The sequence below is a fragment of the Devosia sp. P1_H9 genome (genome assembly GCF_056405135.1).
Map to the genome: position 1 here is coordinate 1 of NZ_JBFUCQ010000010.1, position 15,908 is coordinate 15,908.

Sequence of the window (15,908 nt, forward strand, 5' to 3'; positions counted from 1 at the left end):
TCCGCATCGAGCAACCCTCGCGTGATAGCGGCTTGACCGGCGAACCGGTCCTTGCCGTGATGGTTTCCGCCTGAACTGCAGCGACCCGCAGCCCACCCGGTCTCCACCGCACCAACCACTCGTCATGATCTCGCTTCGGTGCAGCGGACGAGGGGAGAATCGCATGGGTGGGGAGCGGGGGGATAGATCGGCGCAAGATTCTCGCAACGCCTTGCCCAGCCTCGTGATTGTGGCTTCGCTCACCCCCTCCCATCCTCCCCGTCAGAGGGGGAGGTGCCGCATCGAGTTTGGGGCATGATCGAGCCTACCCCCACTGGCTGTCGTCCCGGCGAAAGCGGGAACCTTCGTTGGCGGAGGCTCGGCAGAAACAGAAATCCCCGCTTTCGCGGGGATGGCGCCGGCGGATGGGAGAGGTCGGGAAGGCGCGCCGCGGCATCGCGAGGCCGCCTGGGCGTGGTGACTCCGCTCACCTACTCTGCGGGTTGCCGCCAAGCCGCGGCCAGAAGAACCCAGTGCGCCGGCGATAGTCAGCATAGTCCGCCGCCATTTCGGTGCGTGAGAACTTCCGTTCCTCGCCCAGGGCCGCGAGCACGTAGATCACCGTGATCACGACCAGCGGCACGACAGACCACAGCGACCAGGTCGCCACTGCCCAACCGATCCAGAAGATCAGATAGGACGTGTAGAACGGGTGCCGCAGGTAGCGGTATGGGCCGCCGGTGACGAGGCCGTGCGGGTTCCGCACATCAAAGGCCATCTTCAGCCGCGCCGCCCGCGAGGCCTTGATGGCGGACCAGAACATCCAGATGGCAAGGCCCTCGAGCATGAGGGCGACAAGGGTTGCCAACAGCGGCTGGCTCTCGATCCATAGCAGGGCCACATAGATGGCAGCGGTGGTGAGCACCACCACCGAGATCACCACGGTGCCGGTGGGCATTTTGGGAGAGTTGAAATGCGCTTTCAGCGACCAGCTGTACTGGGCGATCACCGACAGGCTGACGGCACTGACGATCAGATCGAGGATCAGGTCCATTCGCATTCTCCCTGTGACGCCAGTCGATTTCAAAATCACGCTACGTAGTGTTTGGGAGCTAAACAAGTCGCAGTTGCATGGCGGCGCCAGCGATATCGGTAAAATACAAGCTTTCAGCTTCGTGGTTGCTTCACCGTGCCGGTTGACCGGCACGTAGTGAGTGTCTGGCAGAGTCCGGTCGTTCTCGAAGGACGCCCGCATGACCGTCTACCATAGCACAGTGCAGACCCGCTCTGCCTCGATCCGCCTCAGCGAAAGCGATGGCCGGGGCGAGCCGCTCGTGCTGCTGCACGGGTCGGGCGCTTCGCGAAAGGTGTTCGGCAAGCAGTTCGACAGCCCGCTGGCCGAGCGGCATCGCCTGATCGCGCTTGATCTGCCGGGACACGGAGCGTCGAGCGATGCCGAGTCACCGGCCGATTACGGTGTCGACGCGCTCGCCAGCACTGTGGCCGAAGTTCTCGCACACAAGGGGATCGACCACGCAGTGGTGTTCGGCTGGTCGCTTGGCGGCCATGTCGGCATCGAGCTGATGGCGCGACACCCGGGCGTCACCGGCCTGATGCTCGTCGGCGCGCCGCCGGTCAGCCGCGGCCCCATTGCCATGCTGAAGGCGTTCCAGACCAATCTCGACCTACTGCTCGCAGCCAAGGAGCATTTCAGCGAGCGCGAGGCGCAGCGCTTCTACGAGATGTGCTACCACGGCGCCGGCGACCCGACCTTCCTGCAGTCGATCCGGCGTGCCGATGGCCGCGTCAGGCCGGCGGTGTCGCGGAGCCTCCTGAGGGGCGACGTGGCCGACCAGAAGCAGGCGGTGGAAGAGGCCACGATCCCGATCGCCATCGTCAACGGCGCCAATGAGCCGGTCGCGCGGCTCAGCTACCTGGCGGGCCTGCGCTACCGCACGCTGTGGGGCAATGTCTGCCACATCATCCCCGAGGCGGGACACGCGCCGTTCTGGGACCAGCCCGCCGTCTTCAACGATCTGCTCGGCCGGTTCGCGGCCGATGTGGTGGCGAAGCCCGCCACCACGCCCAGAGAACTGCCGCTCGCCCGTTCGGCCTGAGCCTTATTCGGCCGCCTGCGGCAGCGGCTCGGCCCGTTCCCACTTCAGCACCGGCGAGCGCGCTGCACGCGTCTCGTCGAGACGGCGCCGCGGTGCGCTCATCGGGGCGCTGGTGAAGCGAGCGCTGTTGCCGGATTTCGCATCCGCCGCCAGTTCCAACATCACGTCACAGAAGTGGTCGAGCGTCTGCTTGCTCTCGCTCTCGGTCGGCTCCACCAGCATCGCGCCATGCACCACCAGGGGGAAGTACATGGTCATCGGGTGGAAACCCTCGTCGATCATCGCTTTGGCGAAATCGAGCGTCGAGACGGCGGTGCCCTCGAGGAAGCTGTCGTCGAACAGCGCCTCGTGCATGCAGGGCTGGCCGGGGAACGGCACCGAGAAGGCGCGCTCGAGCCGCGCCTTGATGTAGTTGGCATTGAGCACGGCATCCTTGGCCGCCTGCGCCAGCCCGTCGCCGCCATGGCTCAGCATGTAGGTCAGCGCGCGCACGTACATGCCCATCTGGCCGTTGAACGCGGTGATGCGGCCGAGGTGCTGGCCTTCAGCGTGCTCCACCAGTTCGCCTTTCCGGACGAATGGCACCGGCGCGAACGGCGCCAGCGCTGCCGACAGCACCACCGGGCCGGCGCCCGGCCCGCCACCGCCATGCGGGGTGGAGAAGGTCTTGTGCAGGTTGATGTGCATGGCGTCGATGCCGAGATCGCCCGGCCGCACCACGCCCATGATGGCGTTGAAGTTGGCACCATCGCAGTAGAAGAAGGCGCCAGCCTCGTGCACGGCGGCGGCGATCTCAATCACCTCCGGCTCGAACAGCCCGCAGGTATTAGGGTTGGTCAGCATGATCGCCGCGACGTCGGGGCTCAGCGCCGCCTTCACAGCCTCGACATCCACCGTGCCGTCATCGCGCGCCGGGATCGAGCGCACGCTGTAGCCGAGGAAGGCCGCGGTCGCGGGATTGGTGCCGTGGGCGCTCTCGGGCACCAGCACGACCTTGCGGTGCCCCTGCCCTGCCGCTTCCTGCGCGGCACGGATCGCCATCATGCCGGCCATCTCGCCATGGGCGCCGGCCTTGGGGGTCAGGCATACGGCAGCGGTGTTGGTCAGCGTCATCAGCCAGTGCGCCAGTTCGTCCATCAACGCCAGCGCGCCCTGGACTGTCGAAACGGGCTGCAGCGGGTGGATGTCGGCGAAGCCTGGCAGCCGGGCCATCTTCTCGTTGAGGCGCGGGTTATGCTTCATGGTGCACGAGCCGAGCGGGTACATGCCGCTGTCGATCGAGTAGTTGAGCCGGCTGAGCCGCACATAGTGGCGCAGCGTCTCGGGCTCGGTGAGTCCTGCCAGATCGATCTCGGATTTCCGCTCGAAGCCGCCGAGGAACGCGCCGTCGATCTTCACGTCCGGCAGGTCGACGCCGGAGTGCTCGCGGTCGCCGATCTCGAACAGCAGCGGCTCGTTGGGGAGCAGCGACGAGCCTGAGACGGAGGTGAAATCGGAGGTGCCGACGCCGGTCGGGCGGCCCTGGTTGTTCATGCTCATTGGGCTTCCTCCGAGAGGGCGGCGTGGAGGCACTCGGCCAGCATCGCGATATCGTCGTCGGTGGTCAGTTCGGTGGCCGCGAGGACGATGAGGTTGGCGCAATCCGGATTGTCCGGCTCCAGCCGGCTGACCGGGAGGCCGACCAGGACGTCGGCCCGGGCCAGCAGCTCGACGATCGGCGCTGCAGGGACCGGCAGGCGGATGGTCATCTCGTTGAAGAAGCTCTTGTTGAGCAGTTCGACGCCCGGCACCGTGCCGAGCATGCGCGCCAGCTTCACCGCGTTGTGGTGGTTGAGCCGCGCCAGCTTCTTCAGTCCGGCCTCACCCAAGAGCGACATGTGGATCGAGAAAGCCAGCGCGCAGAGCCCCGAGTTGGTGCAGATGTTGCTCGTCGCCTTCTCGCGGCGGATGTGCTGCTCGCGGGTCGAGAGCGTCAGCACGAAGCCGCGATTGCCGTCGGCATCGACGGTCTCGCCGCAGAGCCGGCCAGGCATCTGCCGGATGAACTCCTTCTTCGTCGCCATCAGCCCGACATACGGCCCGCCAAAGTTGAGGCTGTTGCCGATCGACTGGCCCTCGGCGACGACGATGTCGGCGCCGAGCGCGCCGGGAGCCTCGATGAGGCCCAGCGACACTACCTCGGTCACCACGACGATCAGCAGTGCGCCGGAGGCATGTGCCGCGTCGGCGGCGGCGCGCAGATCGCGCAGGTGGCCATAAAAGTCCGGGGTCTGCACGACGATCGCAGCAGTCTCGCTGTCGATGCGGTTGAGGATGTCGCCCTGCCCTTCCGGCGAGGCCGGCAGGCAGATGAGATCCGGGCCGTCGCCGAGATAGGTCCGCACCACGTCGCGATAGTGCGGATGCAGGCCGCCCGACAGGACAATGCGGTTGCGGCGGGTCAGCCGGCGCGCCATCAGCACGGCCTCGGCTGTGGCGGTCGAGCCGTCATACATCGAGGCGTTGGCGACCTCCATGCCGGTGAGATGCGCCACCTGGGTCTGGAACTCGAACAGCATCTGGAGCGTCCCCTGCGAGACCTCCGGCTGGTACGGCGTGTATGCCGTCAGCCATTCCGAACGCTGGATCAGGTGATCGACGCTCGCCGGCACGTGGTGCCGGTAGGCGCCGGCGCCGATGAAGAACGGGCCATCGCCAGCCGCGTGGTTCCGGCCGGCCAGCGCCTTCATGTGGGCCTCGACGAGGAACTCCGGCGAATGCGCCGGCAGGTTCACCGACTCGGTCAGCAGGGCTGAACGCGGCACGCGGGCGAAGAGATCAGCGGCGGTCTTGGCGCCGATGACGGCGAGCATATCGGCCCGCTCGTGCTCGGAATGGGGGAGGTAACGCATCGAGATCCTCAGGCAGTCAGCTTGGCGTAGGCGTCGGCATCCATCAGCCCGTCGAGCTCGGCCGCGTTGTCGAGCTGGAGCTTGAAGATCCAGCCGTCGGCTTCGGGCGACGAGTTGATCAGGCCGGGCTCGCCCGAGAGCGCGTCATTGACGGCGGTGACGGTGCCGGAGACTGGGGAGTAGATTTCGGACGCGGCTTTCACCGATTCCACCACCGCAGCCTCGTCGCCGGCCTTCAGCTTCTGGCCCACCTTGGGCAGCTCGACATAGACGATGTCGCCCAGCTGTTCCTGGGCGTAGGGCGTGATCCCCACGGTGCCGATGGAGCCCTCTTGGGTGATGTACTCGTGGTCCTTGGTGAACTTGGTCATTTGCTGGCCTTCCGGACATAGCGATGGGGAACGAATGGGGTGGCGACGGCTTCCGCCGCCTGGGTCTTGCCGCGCACCATCACCTGCAGTTTGGTGCCGGGGGCGGCGTGGTCTGGCGGCACGAAGCCGATGGCGATGGCGCGGCTGAGGCTCGGGGCGAAGCCGCCCGAGGTGACAACGCCGATCTCGGCGCCGTATTGATCGAGGATCGCCGCACCTTCGCGCGCCGGCGCGCCTTCCACCGTCAGCCCGACACGGACGCGATCCAGCACCCCGCCGAGTTCGGCGAGGATGCGCTGTGCGCCGGGGAAATCGGCGGCCTCGCGGCGGCGTTTCGAGATGGCGAAGTTTAGGCCGGCCTCGACAGGCGAAATGGTCTCATCGAGGTCGTGGCCATAAAGCGGCAGCCCGGCCTCGAGCCGCAGGCTGTCGCGGGCGCCGAGGCCGATCGGCTTCACCCTGTTATCGGCGAGCAGCGTATCCCAGAAGGCGGCGGCGTGCTCCGGATCGACGAGGATCTCGAACCCGTCCTCGCCGGTGTAACCGGAGCGCGAGATCACGAGCTTGGTGTCGCGCCAGTCGAACGAGCCGTAGTGCATGAACCCCAGTTCGGCCGCTGCCGGGACGATCGCGTCGATCACCGCCGCCGCCTCCGGGCCTTGTAGCGCCAAGAGTGCCGCATGGTCCGAACGGTTGAGCGTTGCCCGGCCCAGCGCCGCCGTGGCGATGCGCTGGAAATCGGCTTCCTTGGTGCCGGCATTGACCACGATGTAGAGCGCCCCGCCCCAGCCCTCGGCTGCCGGTCGGGCGACCATCAGGTCGTCATAGGTGCCACCCGCCTCGTTGAGCAGCAGCGTGTAGCGGATTTGCCCGGGTTTCAGCCCCTTGATGTCGCCGCAGATCAGCGGCTCCACCACTTCGGCCACCGCCGCGTGGTCGGCTTCGCCGTCGCCCGACTTGTGATCGAGCACGAGGAAGCTCGGGCCCATATGCGAGACATCGAACAGCCCCGCATGCTCGCGGGTCCATTTGTGCTCGGCGATGATGCCGGCGGGGTATTGCACCGGCAGCGAATAGCCGGAGAACGGCACCATTCGCCCGCCAAGCGCAATGTGCTTGTCGTTGAGGACTACGGTCTTGAGGTCGTCTGCCGGTTGTTCGGCCATTGGGACACCAGGGGTTGACTGCACAGCAACGCGTGAGCAACCGCCCCCGCGTTCGTGCCCCCTCTGTCCGCTAACCTGAGAGATTTCCCCGCCGCCTATGGGCGAGTTGCTCCTTCGGTGGGGTGTGGTCACCCGCTTTCCAGAGTTCAGTCTGACTACGGTCCGGTTGCCTGAGAGTTTCCGGGGCGGTTGCTCCTTCGGCGCCGGCACGAAGCCGGACTCTCCCGCAGTCGAGGTATGCTAAGCCGGGTTTACGGGGCGGAGTCAATCCGCCCCTCGCCGGCTATACAGTCACGTCAGCTGTCGAAGCCGACCCAGATCACGATCTGCTCGCCGCCGGTGTAGGGGATGGCGACGTTCTCGACCACCTTCACGAACTCTTCCGACTGGTTCGGCGGCGTGATGGTGACGGGGATTTCGTAGCGCTCAGAGAACAGCGGAACTTCGTCGCGTTCCACCGCGAAACGCACCGGCACGTTGACGTTGGTCTGGTTGCCGGCGGGCCCGAGCAACAGGCGGCCGACGATACCCATCTTCACGGTGATCAGCCCGTTGGACACCACGCAGTTGCGCGACTGCTTCTCGATCACCGCCTGGTAGTTCAGCGCGCGCGCGTCACCCACCTTGCCCTTGCCGTAATAGAACAGCGCTTCGCCGCCCAGCCGCACCTTGATCGGTGGGCATTCGGTGGCGATGGCGGGCAGCGCATTGGTGCTGGCGGTTGCCAGTTCCTGCTGCGTGGGGTTGGCGGTCTGCATGGGAGACGGGCCGCTCGCGGCGGGCGCGAACATATTGCCTATCGAGCAGGCCGAGAGCGCAAGCGCCACTGCGCCAATCGAAACCAGCCGTGCGCCCTGCGTCGCTGCCACTTCAACAAACCCCATGCGACTGCTCCTTACGCACTTACTCGCGACGCTTCGAGGGCCAGCAGCACAGCCGGCGCGCCGCTGACGGTCACTCCTGCCACATCCTGCACGAAGAGGTCCTTAACGACGCCGTTCTCGATGATCATGGCGAAACGCGCGAAGCGCTTGCCCAGATCGTTGGATGTCTTGTCCAGCCCAAGCGCCTCGGCCAGCTGGGCGTGGGCATCGGCGATGAAATCGACCTTGCCCAGGGCCTCGGAACGCTGTCCCCAGGCCTTAGTCACATGGTGGTCGTTGACGGTGCCGCAGACGACGCGGTCGACGCCGAGCGCCTTGAATTTCGCGATATTGGCGACAAAGCCAGGCAGGTGCGAGGTGTCGCAGGTCGGGGTGAAGGCGCCCGGCACGCCGAAGAACACGATCTTGCCGGTGCCGAGCACGGCGTCGGCGGTGGTATCGACAGTGTCGCCGTTGGTCACGAGCTTGACGGGAACGGACGGGATCCTGTCGCCGGGCTGGATCGTCATCTGTGTGCTAGCTCCCCATGACCAAAACTCGAACACCCGATACCCGGGCGCGAGGGACCTTAGATCAGTCGTCCGCTGCCGTCGACCCGGCGGACGAAATCCGCCGCTCGACCGAGAACGGCCCCATTTCGGTCATGAATGTGAGCCGGACGGGCATGCCCTCCACGTCGCGGCTACTTTCTCCCCCGAGCAGTGGCAGGAGGACTAGTTTTCCATCCGGGCTTTTTTGCGGCGCACCAAAGAGTTGCCCACCTTCTCCGGCATCGGCGATGAGCGATTGCGGGTCGACCTCGGGGTCGCTGACCTGCACCGCCAGCGCGCCGCTCGCGGTGTCCAGCCCCACCCAGGCGATCGGGTCGCGCGGGTCCTCCCAGGGCATCGGTGTCAGCGCCAGCGCCTGCGCGATGCGCAGCCCCTGCACCCGGTCGGGGGTAGCAAAGGACAGCGGCAGGTCGAAGCTTGCCGTCACCGGCACGCAGATGTCGGAGCAGACGCCCATCACCACCTGCAATTTGAGGTTGGTGGCCGCACCATCGAGCTTCAGGTCCACCGGCAGCACCGTCGGGCCGCGATAGACGTAATCGACATAGCCGGTCTTGGTCTCGCGCAACGGGAACGGCCACAGCACTTCGTGGCCGAGCACGCCGGTGGAGCCGCTGAAATCGAAGGTGGTCGGAATGCCGGTTTCACCGGGCACCCGCCAATAGGTGTTGGTGGCCATCGGCATGTCAATCTCGAGCGCCACCGTGGTGGTGCCGTCGGACTTCAGCACATCGGACGAGATCAGCCGGACCCTCGCATCGGGGGCAACATCCTGCCACGGCGTTTCGGCCGCCGTGGCGGGGAGGCTGAGGGTGGCGATAAGCAGAACTGCCGGGGTGCGCATGGGTTTCCGGATAGCCGAGCGCACCCTAAATAGAAAGGCGGATCAGGTCTTCGTGAAGCTAGGCAGAGTGCCCGGGCCGGGTCTAGATTAGAGGCATCCGGCCAAGCCGGTGCCAGGAGATGTCGTCATGGAGTCGCTCAGGGGCCAGTTTCTCGTCGCCATGCCGGACATGGGCGATGACCGTTTCCGCGATACCGTCGTCTATCTGGTCGGGCACGGCGAAGAAGGAGCCATGGGGCTGGTGATCAACCAGAGCCTCGAGGACATGAAGTTCGCCGATATCCTCGAAGAGCTGCAGCTCGGCGAGAAAGACGAACTCATCCAGCTGCCCGACGAAGTGCGCAACCGCAAGGTGTTGCGAGGCGGCCCGGTGCAGAAGAGCCGCGGTTTCGTGCTGCACTCGTCCGACTATTTCCGCGTCGGCAACTCCTACGAAGTCACCGACGACATCTGCCTCACGGCCACGCTCGACATCCTCAAGGCCATGGCCTTCAAGAACTCGCCGAGCGAGGCGCTGTTCGCGCTCGGCTATTGCGGCTGGAGCCCGGGGCAGCTCGAGACCGAAATACAGGGCAATGGCTGGCTGACGGTGCCATTCTCACGCGAACTGCTGTTCGGGCTGCCGATCGAGAACCGTTACGACGCAGCGCTGGCGAGCTTGGGAATCACGCGGGCGACGCTGAGCGCGACGGCGGGGCATGGGTGAGCGGGGGTCCCGGCTTTCGCCGGGATGACGGCCGGTGATGGTGGAGAGACCGCGGCTAGCGCCGCGCCCTACTTGCCGCTGAACTGGCTCTGCAGGCGCTTGCCGAGTTCCGCGCCGCTCATGGCGGCGCCGAAGGCGTAGCCCTGGGCGTACTGGCAGTTGAGCTGCTGCAGCCGCTCGATTTCCTCGATGGTCTCGACACCCTCAGCGATGACGCTGAGGTCGAGTTCCGTCGCCAGCGTAATGATGGCGCGGATGATCGGCACCTGGGTGTGGCTCATGCCGCTGTCGTCGCCCAGTTGCACGAAGGCGGCGGGGATCTTGATGGTGTCGAACGGAAAGCGATGCAGGTAGCTGAGCGATGAGTGCCCGGTGCCGAAATCGTCGAGCGCGAGGCGGAGGCCGAGGGCGCGCAGCGCGTTCAGGACATAGGCCGAGTGCTCGGGGTTGCTCATCACCTGGCTCTCGGTGATTTCGAGCTTCAGGTGGCGGGCGATTTGGCGGTGGTCGGAGACCAGCGCGCGCATGTCGTTGAGCAGTGACTCGGTGGCGAGCTGCGCCGGCGACAGGTTCACCGAGACGAAGAAGTCTTCAGGCAGGGGCAGCGATGCGGCCCATTCACGGGCCTGCCCGGCGGCCTGCTCGAAGGCGACGCGGCCGAGGCGCTCGATCAGCCCGGTGCGTTCAGCCAGCGGCACGAACTCCTCGGGCGGAACAACGCCACGCTGCGGATGATTCCAGCGCATCAGCGCCTCGCAGCCGGCGATAGTGCCCGAATGGATATCCATGATCGGCTGGAACTGCACCGCGAGCTCGCCGTGGCGGAGGCCGCGATCGAGGTCCTCTTCGCCGGCCTTCGAATAGGCGGCGATGGAGCGGGCGGAGGCGCGGAAGGCTTCGATGCGGTCGCCGCCCAAGCGCTTGGCGTAGTACATGGCGAGTTCGGCATCGCGCAGCACGTCGGGCGCGGCGACCGGGTTGCCGTCATAGATCGTAACGCCGATCGAGGCGGTGAGGCTGAGGTCGCGCTCGCCGAAGTTGAAGGGCGACTTCAGGGCCTTGCGGATCTGCTCGGCGGTCTCGGCGATCTTGCCGGCGGCCTGCTCGGACGCGAGGATCACGCCGAACTGGTCGCCGCCGAGGCGGGCGACGGTATCGAGCGGGCGCATGACGCGGGCGACGCGGCGGGAGATCGCCAGCAGCACGGAATCGGCGGCGGAGTGCCCTACCCGCTCCTCGAGCTCGGTGAAGCGATCGATGTCGATGAGGAACACCGCGGGCTTGGTGCCGTTGGGCAGGCGGGCACGAACCAGGGCGCGCTCCAGCCGGTCGAGGAACAAGTGCTTGTTGGGCAGGCCCGTCAGGCTGTCATGCACGGCGTCGTGCAGCAGGCGCTCGCGGCTGGCGCGGTCCTCGTTGACGTCCTGCAGGGTGCCGACGATGCGGTTGACCTGGCCGTCGCCGCCGAGCACCGGCTTCACCCGCATGCGCATGGTGCGGAAACTGCCGTCGTGGGCAGTGAGGCGCACGTCGGCCGAGACCTTGCCGCGGCGCAGTTCCACCAGCGTGTCGAAGGCGGTGCGGAAGCGGTCGCGATCCTCCGGATGCACGCGGTCGAGCCAGCGCTTGATCGAGCCGCGCAGCGCACCACGGCGCTCGCCGAGACGGGTACCGAGTTCATCGGAGACCGAGACGCGGTCGCGCTCGATGTTCCAGTCGAAGACGAAGTCGCCCGAACCGGTCAGCGCCAGCGCGCGTCGTTCCACTTCGGAGAGCGTGCCGATCGACACCTGCCCCTCGGAGAAGGCGTGCTGCACCGAGGTAAAGCCGAGCAGCATGACGATGAGCACGAGGCCGCCCGCCACTGCCGGCTGCGCCACGTCGTTCGACACCTGCCCGGTGACCACCAGCCAGGCGTAGAACAGCCAGGCGATGTAGATGACCCAGGTCGGCACCAGCAGCACGGCCCGGTCGTAGCCGCGCAGCGCCAGCAAAAGGATCAGGAAGAAGCCGGTGACGCCAAGCAGCGCCAGTACGAGCCGCGCCACGGTCGCGGCGATCGAGGGCTGGAAGAAGGCGAAGCCGAACAGCGCGAGGAACACCACCACAAGCGCCAGCGCCAGGTGGATGAAGCGCAGGTGCCAGCGGTGGAGGTTCAAATAGATGAACAGGAAGCCGAACAGCGTCGTGGCGATACCTGCCTCCGCCGCCGCCCGGAACGGTTGCATGGCCCCGTTGGAGATGCCCAGCAAAGGTCCGAGCACGCCGAAATCGACCAGCAGGTAGATCAGCACGGCCCATGAGAACGCCGCCGTCGCCGGGAAGATGCCGCGCCCCTTCACCACGAACATGATGGTGAGGAACACCGCCGCCAGCGCCGCAACACCCAGTACCACGCCGCGGAACAGCGTGAACGAGTTGACGTAGTCGCGATAAGCGTCGGGTTTCCACAAGTAGAGTTCCGGCAGCGAGCCGCTCGACAGCTCTGCGACGAAGGTCACGGTGGCGCCCGGGTCGAGCACCACCTCGAAGACGTCCGCTTCGCGGTCGGTGAGGCGGGTCGGCCTGAGGCCGGCGCTCGGGGTCAGCACCTTGATGCGCTCGGCACCGAGATCGGGGCGGAAGACGCCGGAGCCCGGCAGGCGGAAGAATGGCGCCACCAGCAAGCGCTCGAGCTGCACGTCGGAATCGTTGCGCAGCGCGAACAGCGCCCAGTTCGGGTTGCTGCCGCCTACGGAAGCCAGCACTTCGATGCGGCGGATGATCCCGTCTTCACCGGCGGCGGTGGAGAGCTGCACCTTGCCTGCGTCGCCGGGAACGATATCGACCACGCCGGTGAGGTTCACGGCGTTGACGTTCTCAGGGGCGGTGATGACGTCGAAAGCGGAGGCAGGAAGGGTCCCGGCCAAAGCCAACGCAATGCACATCGCGAGGAAGAGGATGTGACGCATTAGATGAAAAATGGCCCTGCCGCCGTCATGGTTGGGGAACTTAGGTAGCGGGGTTTCCCCCTTGGGACAAGCATTCACCGGCTGGAGTGCCTAACGGCCGCGTCGTAGCGCTCTCGGGTAAGGCCGAATAGCACATGATCGGCCCATCTGCCGTCGATCTGGAGGTAGTTCTCGGCGTAGCCCTCTTCCGTGAATCCGTTTTTTTCAAGGACGCGACGGCTGGCCTGATTGTCGGGCAGGAAGGCCGCGTGGATGCGGTGAAGTCCAAGTGTTTCAAAGCAGAACGGCACGACGAGACCCACTGCCTCGGTCATGTAGCCCTTGCCGGCGAACTTGTGGCCCATCCAGTAGCCGAGGTTGACGAACTGCGCGGCACGCCGCCGCACGTTGGAGAGGGTGATGCCGCCGACCAGTTCGCCCTCGCCGCGAGTGAAAATGAAGAAGGCGTAGTCGGTGCCGGCCTTGGCCTCGTCGCGGCCGCGCTTCAGGCGCGACGCATAGACGCGCTGGCCGAGATCCGAGTCGGTCCAGCGGGGTTCGTAGGGCCTGAGGAAATCGCGGCTGGCGCGGCGCAGGTCCCGCCAGGCGATGTAATCACTCGTACGCGGCGCGCGCAGGATCACCCGCTGACCCGTCAGCACGGGGGTATCGTCGCGAGCAAACCAGGTGAGCATCATGACGCCGTCGCCACGCGTTCAGTTCTTGAGCTGTGCCGCAATGTCGCGATAGTCGGGGAGCTTGGCGACCGGGCCAATGCCCGCCAGCGACACCTTGCCGGCATCGAATATCTGCCGCGCGATCTGCTTCACGCGATCCGCGGTGATGCGGTTGATCCGGTCGACCGTCTCCTGCAGCGGAATCGTGCGGCCCCACAGGATTTGCTGGCGCGCCAGTTGCCCGGCGCGGGACGATGGGCTTTCGAGCGACATCAGCAGGCCGGCGCGGATCTGGTTGCGGACGCGGATCACTTCCTCGTCGCTGATGGTCTCGGTGGCCTTGCGCAGCTCGTCGAGCACAACCGGCAGCAGTTCGGTGACCTCCTCCTCGCCGGTCGAGGCGGCGACGCCGAAGATGCCGCTATCGGCGAAGGCCCAGTGGAAGGCGTAGACAGAGTAGCAGAGGCCGCGCTTCTCGCGCACTTCCTGGAACAGCCGCGAGCTCATGCCGCCGCCGAGAATCGAGGCGAGGATCTGCACCGCGTAGAAGCCGTCGGAATTGTAGGCACGGCCTTCCATGCCGAGCACGATGTGAGCCTGCTCGTGATCCGAGATGAGACGCTGCTCGCCCCCGACATAAGCGGCCTTCTCCGGTGCCGGAGCACCGGTGGTCTTGAGGTCGTGGAAGCGGTTGTTGGCGATGTCGACCAGCGCATCGTGATCGACGTTGCCGGCGGCGCAGAGCACCATGTGGTCGCCCACATAGTTGCGCTCCATGTAGGCGCGGATCGAATCCGGCCCGAAGCTGTTCACCGACTCGACGGTGCCGAGGATGGTGCGGCCGATGGCCTGATCCGGATACGCCGCCTGCTGGAACAGGTCGAAGACGTGGTCGTCAGGGTTGTCGCGGGCCGCGCCGATCTCCTGGACGATCACCTGCTGCTCGCGATCGAGCTCGTGCTGCTCGAACTGCGAGTTCTGGAGGATGTCGGAGAGGATGTCGGCGGAGAGCGCCACATCTTCCTTCAGCACACGGGCGAAGTAGCCGGTGTGCTCGACCGAGGTCGCAGCATTGAGGTCGCCGCCGACGTTCTCGATCGTTGACGCGATTTCCAACGCATCGCGGGTCTTGGTGCCCTTGAAGGCCATGTGCTCGAGCATGTGCGAGATGCCGTGCTCGGCTTCGGTTTCGCTGCGCGATCCGGCCTTGACCCAGATGCCCAGGGAGGCGCTTTCGAGGTGCGGCATGTCGTCGGTCAAAACGGTCATGCCGTTCGGAAGCGTCGTACTCCTGACAGTCACTTATGCTCCTCCAGCACGGGTCCGTGCCGCAATGAACCGCTCAACCTCGGCCTGGTCGTTGTCCAGCACCGTGTAGCGTTCTTCTCGTTCATAAAGATCAGACAACCACGCCGGCAAAGCCGGTTCAATGCCCGCCGCTGCCTTGACGGCCGCCGGGAATTTCGCGGGATGCGCGGTGGAGAGGGTCACGACCGGCGACGGCCCGCCCACCAGAGTGCGCGCGACGGCAACGCCGACGGCGCTGTGCGGGTCGAGCAGGTAGCCGGAGGCGGTCTGTACGGCCTTGATCGTCGCGGCGGTCGCAGCCTCATCGGTGCGGCCGGCGACGAACTGCCGGCGGATCGCCGCCATGCCCTTGTCGGGGATGGAGAAGCCGCCGGATTGCTTCAGTCCGCTCATCATGGACTTTACGGCGTCAGCGTCGCGATCGACCGACTCGAACAGCAGGCGCTCGAAGTTCGAGCTGACCTGGATGTCCATCGAGGGGCTGATGGTAGGGTGGACACCGGTGACCTCGTAGCGCCCGGTTTCGAGCGTACGGGCGAGGATGTCGTTGGAGTTGGTAGCGATGGCCAGCGTCTTGATCGGCAGACCCATGCGTGCGGCGCAATAGCCCGCGAAGATGTCGCCGAAATTGCCGGTGGGGACGGTGAAGATCACCTCGCGTTGCGGCGCGCCGAGCGAGGCAGCAGCGGTGAAGTAGTAGACGATCTGCGCGACGATGCGGCCCCAGTTGATGGAGTTGACGCCGCTCAGTTGCGTCGCGTCGCGAAAGCGGCGGTTGTTGAACAGGCCTTTGACGATGTCCTGGCAGTCGTCGAAGGTGCCGCGCAACGCGATGTTGTGCACGTTGGCGTCGAGCACCGTGGTCATCTGCCGACGCTGCACCTCGGAGGTGCGGCCCTCGGGATGGAGGATGAAGATGTCGGTGGCGTCGCGGCCGCGGAAGGCCTCGATGGCGGCGGAGCCGGTATCGCCGGAGGTGGCGCCGACGATGGTGGCGCGGCTGCCGCGCTTGGCGAGGATGTGGTCCATCACCCGCCCGAGGAACTGCATCGCGACGTCCTTGAACGCCAGCGTCGGGCCATGGAACAGCTCGAGGACGAAGTGCCCCGGCTCGATCTCGACCAGCGGCGCGACCGAGGGATGGCGGAACGTGGCGTAGGCATCGTCGATGATGCGCTTCAGCTCGAGATCGGGAATCTCGCCATCGACAAAGCGGCGGATGATGTCGAAGGCGACTTCGGCATAGGGGCGGTTGGCGTAGGCCGCGATCTCGCTGGGGGTGATCTGGGGCCAGGCCTCGGGGACGAAGAGGCCGCCGTCGCTCGCTAGACCCGCGAGGACAGCGTCTGAAAAGCCGGGCACGACCGCCCCGCCGCGCGTAGAAACGAACTGCATGTAGGGAAAGCGCCCCGCCTTGTTCTCACACGTGCCTGCTGCAGCACGCGGTTTGGGATTGCGCCGCACCCTATTGAAACTGGGGCTGC

The 15,908-nt window shown here is 66.1% G+C and carries 14 protein-coding genes and 1 riboswitch; of the genes, 2 read left to right on the forward strand and 12 right to left on the reverse strand.

Annotated features, from left to right (window positions below; all coding sequences use genetic code 11):
* Positions 1-466: 466 nt before the first annotated feature.
* A complete protein-coding gene (locus tag AC1DYL_RS17930) occupies positions 467-1,033 on the reverse strand; it encodes a methyltransferase family protein (protein ID WP_477174223.1) in 567 nt (188 codons plus the stop codon).
* Positions 1,034-1,232: 199 nt separating this feature from the next.
* On the opposite strand from AC1DYL_RS17930, the gene AC1DYL_RS17935 reads away from it, so the two are divergent.
* Positions 1,233-2,096 carry an alpha/beta fold hydrolase gene (locus AC1DYL_RS17935; RefSeq protein WP_477158246.1) on the forward strand — a complete coding sequence of 288 codons (864 nt, stop codon included), beginning with the start codon at positions 1,233-1,235 and terminating at the stop codon, positions 2,094-2,096.
* A 3-nt stretch (positions 2,097-2,099) separates the two neighbouring features.
* On the opposite strand, the gene gcvPB is transcribed toward AC1DYL_RS17935, so the two are convergent.
* The 7 genes from gcvPB to AC1DYL_RS17970 form a co-directional block, all read right to left on the reverse strand.
* The gene (gcvPB, locus tag AC1DYL_RS17940; protein ID WP_477174224.1) at positions 2,100-3,635 is read right to left on the reverse strand and encodes an aminomethyl-transferring glycine dehydrogenase subunit GcvPB; all 1,536 of its coding nucleotides are present in this window, start codon (positions 3,633-3,635) and stop codon (positions 2,100-2,102) included.
* Positions 3,632-4,987, reverse strand: a complete 1,356-nt coding sequence (gene gcvPA / locus AC1DYL_RS17945; RefSeq protein ID WP_477174225.1) for an aminomethyl-transferring glycine dehydrogenase subunit GcvPA — start codon at positions 4,985-4,987, stop codon at positions 3,632-3,634. Before gcvPA ends, gcvPB begins: the two co-directional genes overlap by 4 nt.
* A gap of 8 nt (positions 4,988-4,995) precedes the next feature.
* Complete coding sequence (gcvH, locus tag AC1DYL_RS17950) at positions 4,996-5,358, reverse strand: glycine cleavage system protein GcvH (protein ID WP_477174226.1); 363 nt, start codon at positions 5,356-5,358, stop codon at positions 4,996-4,998.
* Positions 5,355-6,524 carry a glycine cleavage system aminomethyltransferase GcvT gene (gene gcvT, locus AC1DYL_RS17955; protein WP_477174227.1) on the reverse strand — a complete coding sequence of 390 codons (1,170 nt, stop codon included), beginning with the start codon at positions 6,522-6,524 and terminating at the stop codon, positions 5,355-5,357. Before gcvT ends, gcvH begins: the two co-directional genes overlap by 4 nt.
* A gap of 148 nt (positions 6,525-6,672) precedes the next feature.
* A riboswitch (glycine riboswitch) is annotated at positions 6,673-6,761 on the reverse strand.
* Between the two features lie 59 nt (positions 6,762-6,820).
* A complete protein-coding gene (locus AC1DYL_RS17960) occupies positions 6,821-7,408 on the reverse strand; it encodes a hypothetical protein (RefSeq protein ID WP_477174228.1) in 588 nt (195 codons plus the stop codon).
* 11 nt (positions 7,409-7,419) lie between these two features.
* Positions 7,420-7,917 (reverse strand): redoxin family protein, encoded by a 498-nt coding sequence (locus AC1DYL_RS17965; protein WP_477174229.1) that lies wholly within the window; start codon positions 7,915-7,917, stop codon positions 7,420-7,422.
* Positions 7,918-7,981: 64 nt separating this feature from the next.
* On the reverse strand, positions 7,982-8,803 hold the full coding sequence (locus AC1DYL_RS17970) for a protein-disulfide reductase DsbD domain-containing protein (RefSeq protein WP_477174230.1): 822 nt from the start codon (positions 8,801-8,803) through the stop codon (positions 7,982-7,984).
* A gap of 127 nt (positions 8,804-8,930) precedes the next feature.
* Between AC1DYL_RS17970 and AC1DYL_RS17975 the strand changes: the two genes are divergently transcribed.
* Positions 8,931-9,509: a YqgE/AlgH family protein gene (locus AC1DYL_RS17975; protein WP_477150591.1), complete on the forward strand. Its 579-nt coding sequence runs from the start codon at positions 8,931-8,933 to the stop codon at positions 9,507-9,509.
* A gap of 68 nt (positions 9,510-9,577) precedes the next feature.
* Here the strand turns inward: AC1DYL_RS17975 and AC1DYL_RS17980 are convergent, their stop codons facing one another.
* The 4 genes from AC1DYL_RS17980 to thrC all read right to left on the reverse strand — a co-directional run bounded on the left by AC1DYL_RS17980 (position 9,578) and on the right by thrC (position 15,819).
* Positions 9,578-12,460: an EAL domain-containing protein gene (locus AC1DYL_RS17980; protein WP_477174231.1), complete on the reverse strand. Its 2,883-nt coding sequence runs from the start codon at positions 12,458-12,460 to the stop codon at positions 9,578-9,580.
* Between the two features lie 74 nt (positions 12,461-12,534).
* A complete protein-coding gene (locus AC1DYL_RS17985; RefSeq protein ID WP_477174232.1) occupies positions 12,535-13,137 on the reverse strand; it encodes a GNAT family N-acetyltransferase in 603 nt (200 codons plus the stop codon).
* 18 nt (positions 13,138-13,155) lie between these two features.
* Complete coding sequence (locus tag AC1DYL_RS17990; protein WP_477174233.1) at positions 13,156-14,418, reverse strand: M16 family metallopeptidase; 1,263 nt, start codon at positions 14,416-14,418, stop codon at positions 13,156-13,158.
* Positions 14,419-15,819: a threonine synthase gene (thrC, locus tag AC1DYL_RS17995; protein ID WP_477174234.1), complete on the reverse strand. Its 1,401-nt coding sequence runs from the start codon at positions 15,817-15,819 to the stop codon at positions 14,419-14,421.
* Between the last annotated feature and the right edge of the window lie 89 nt (positions 15,820-15,908).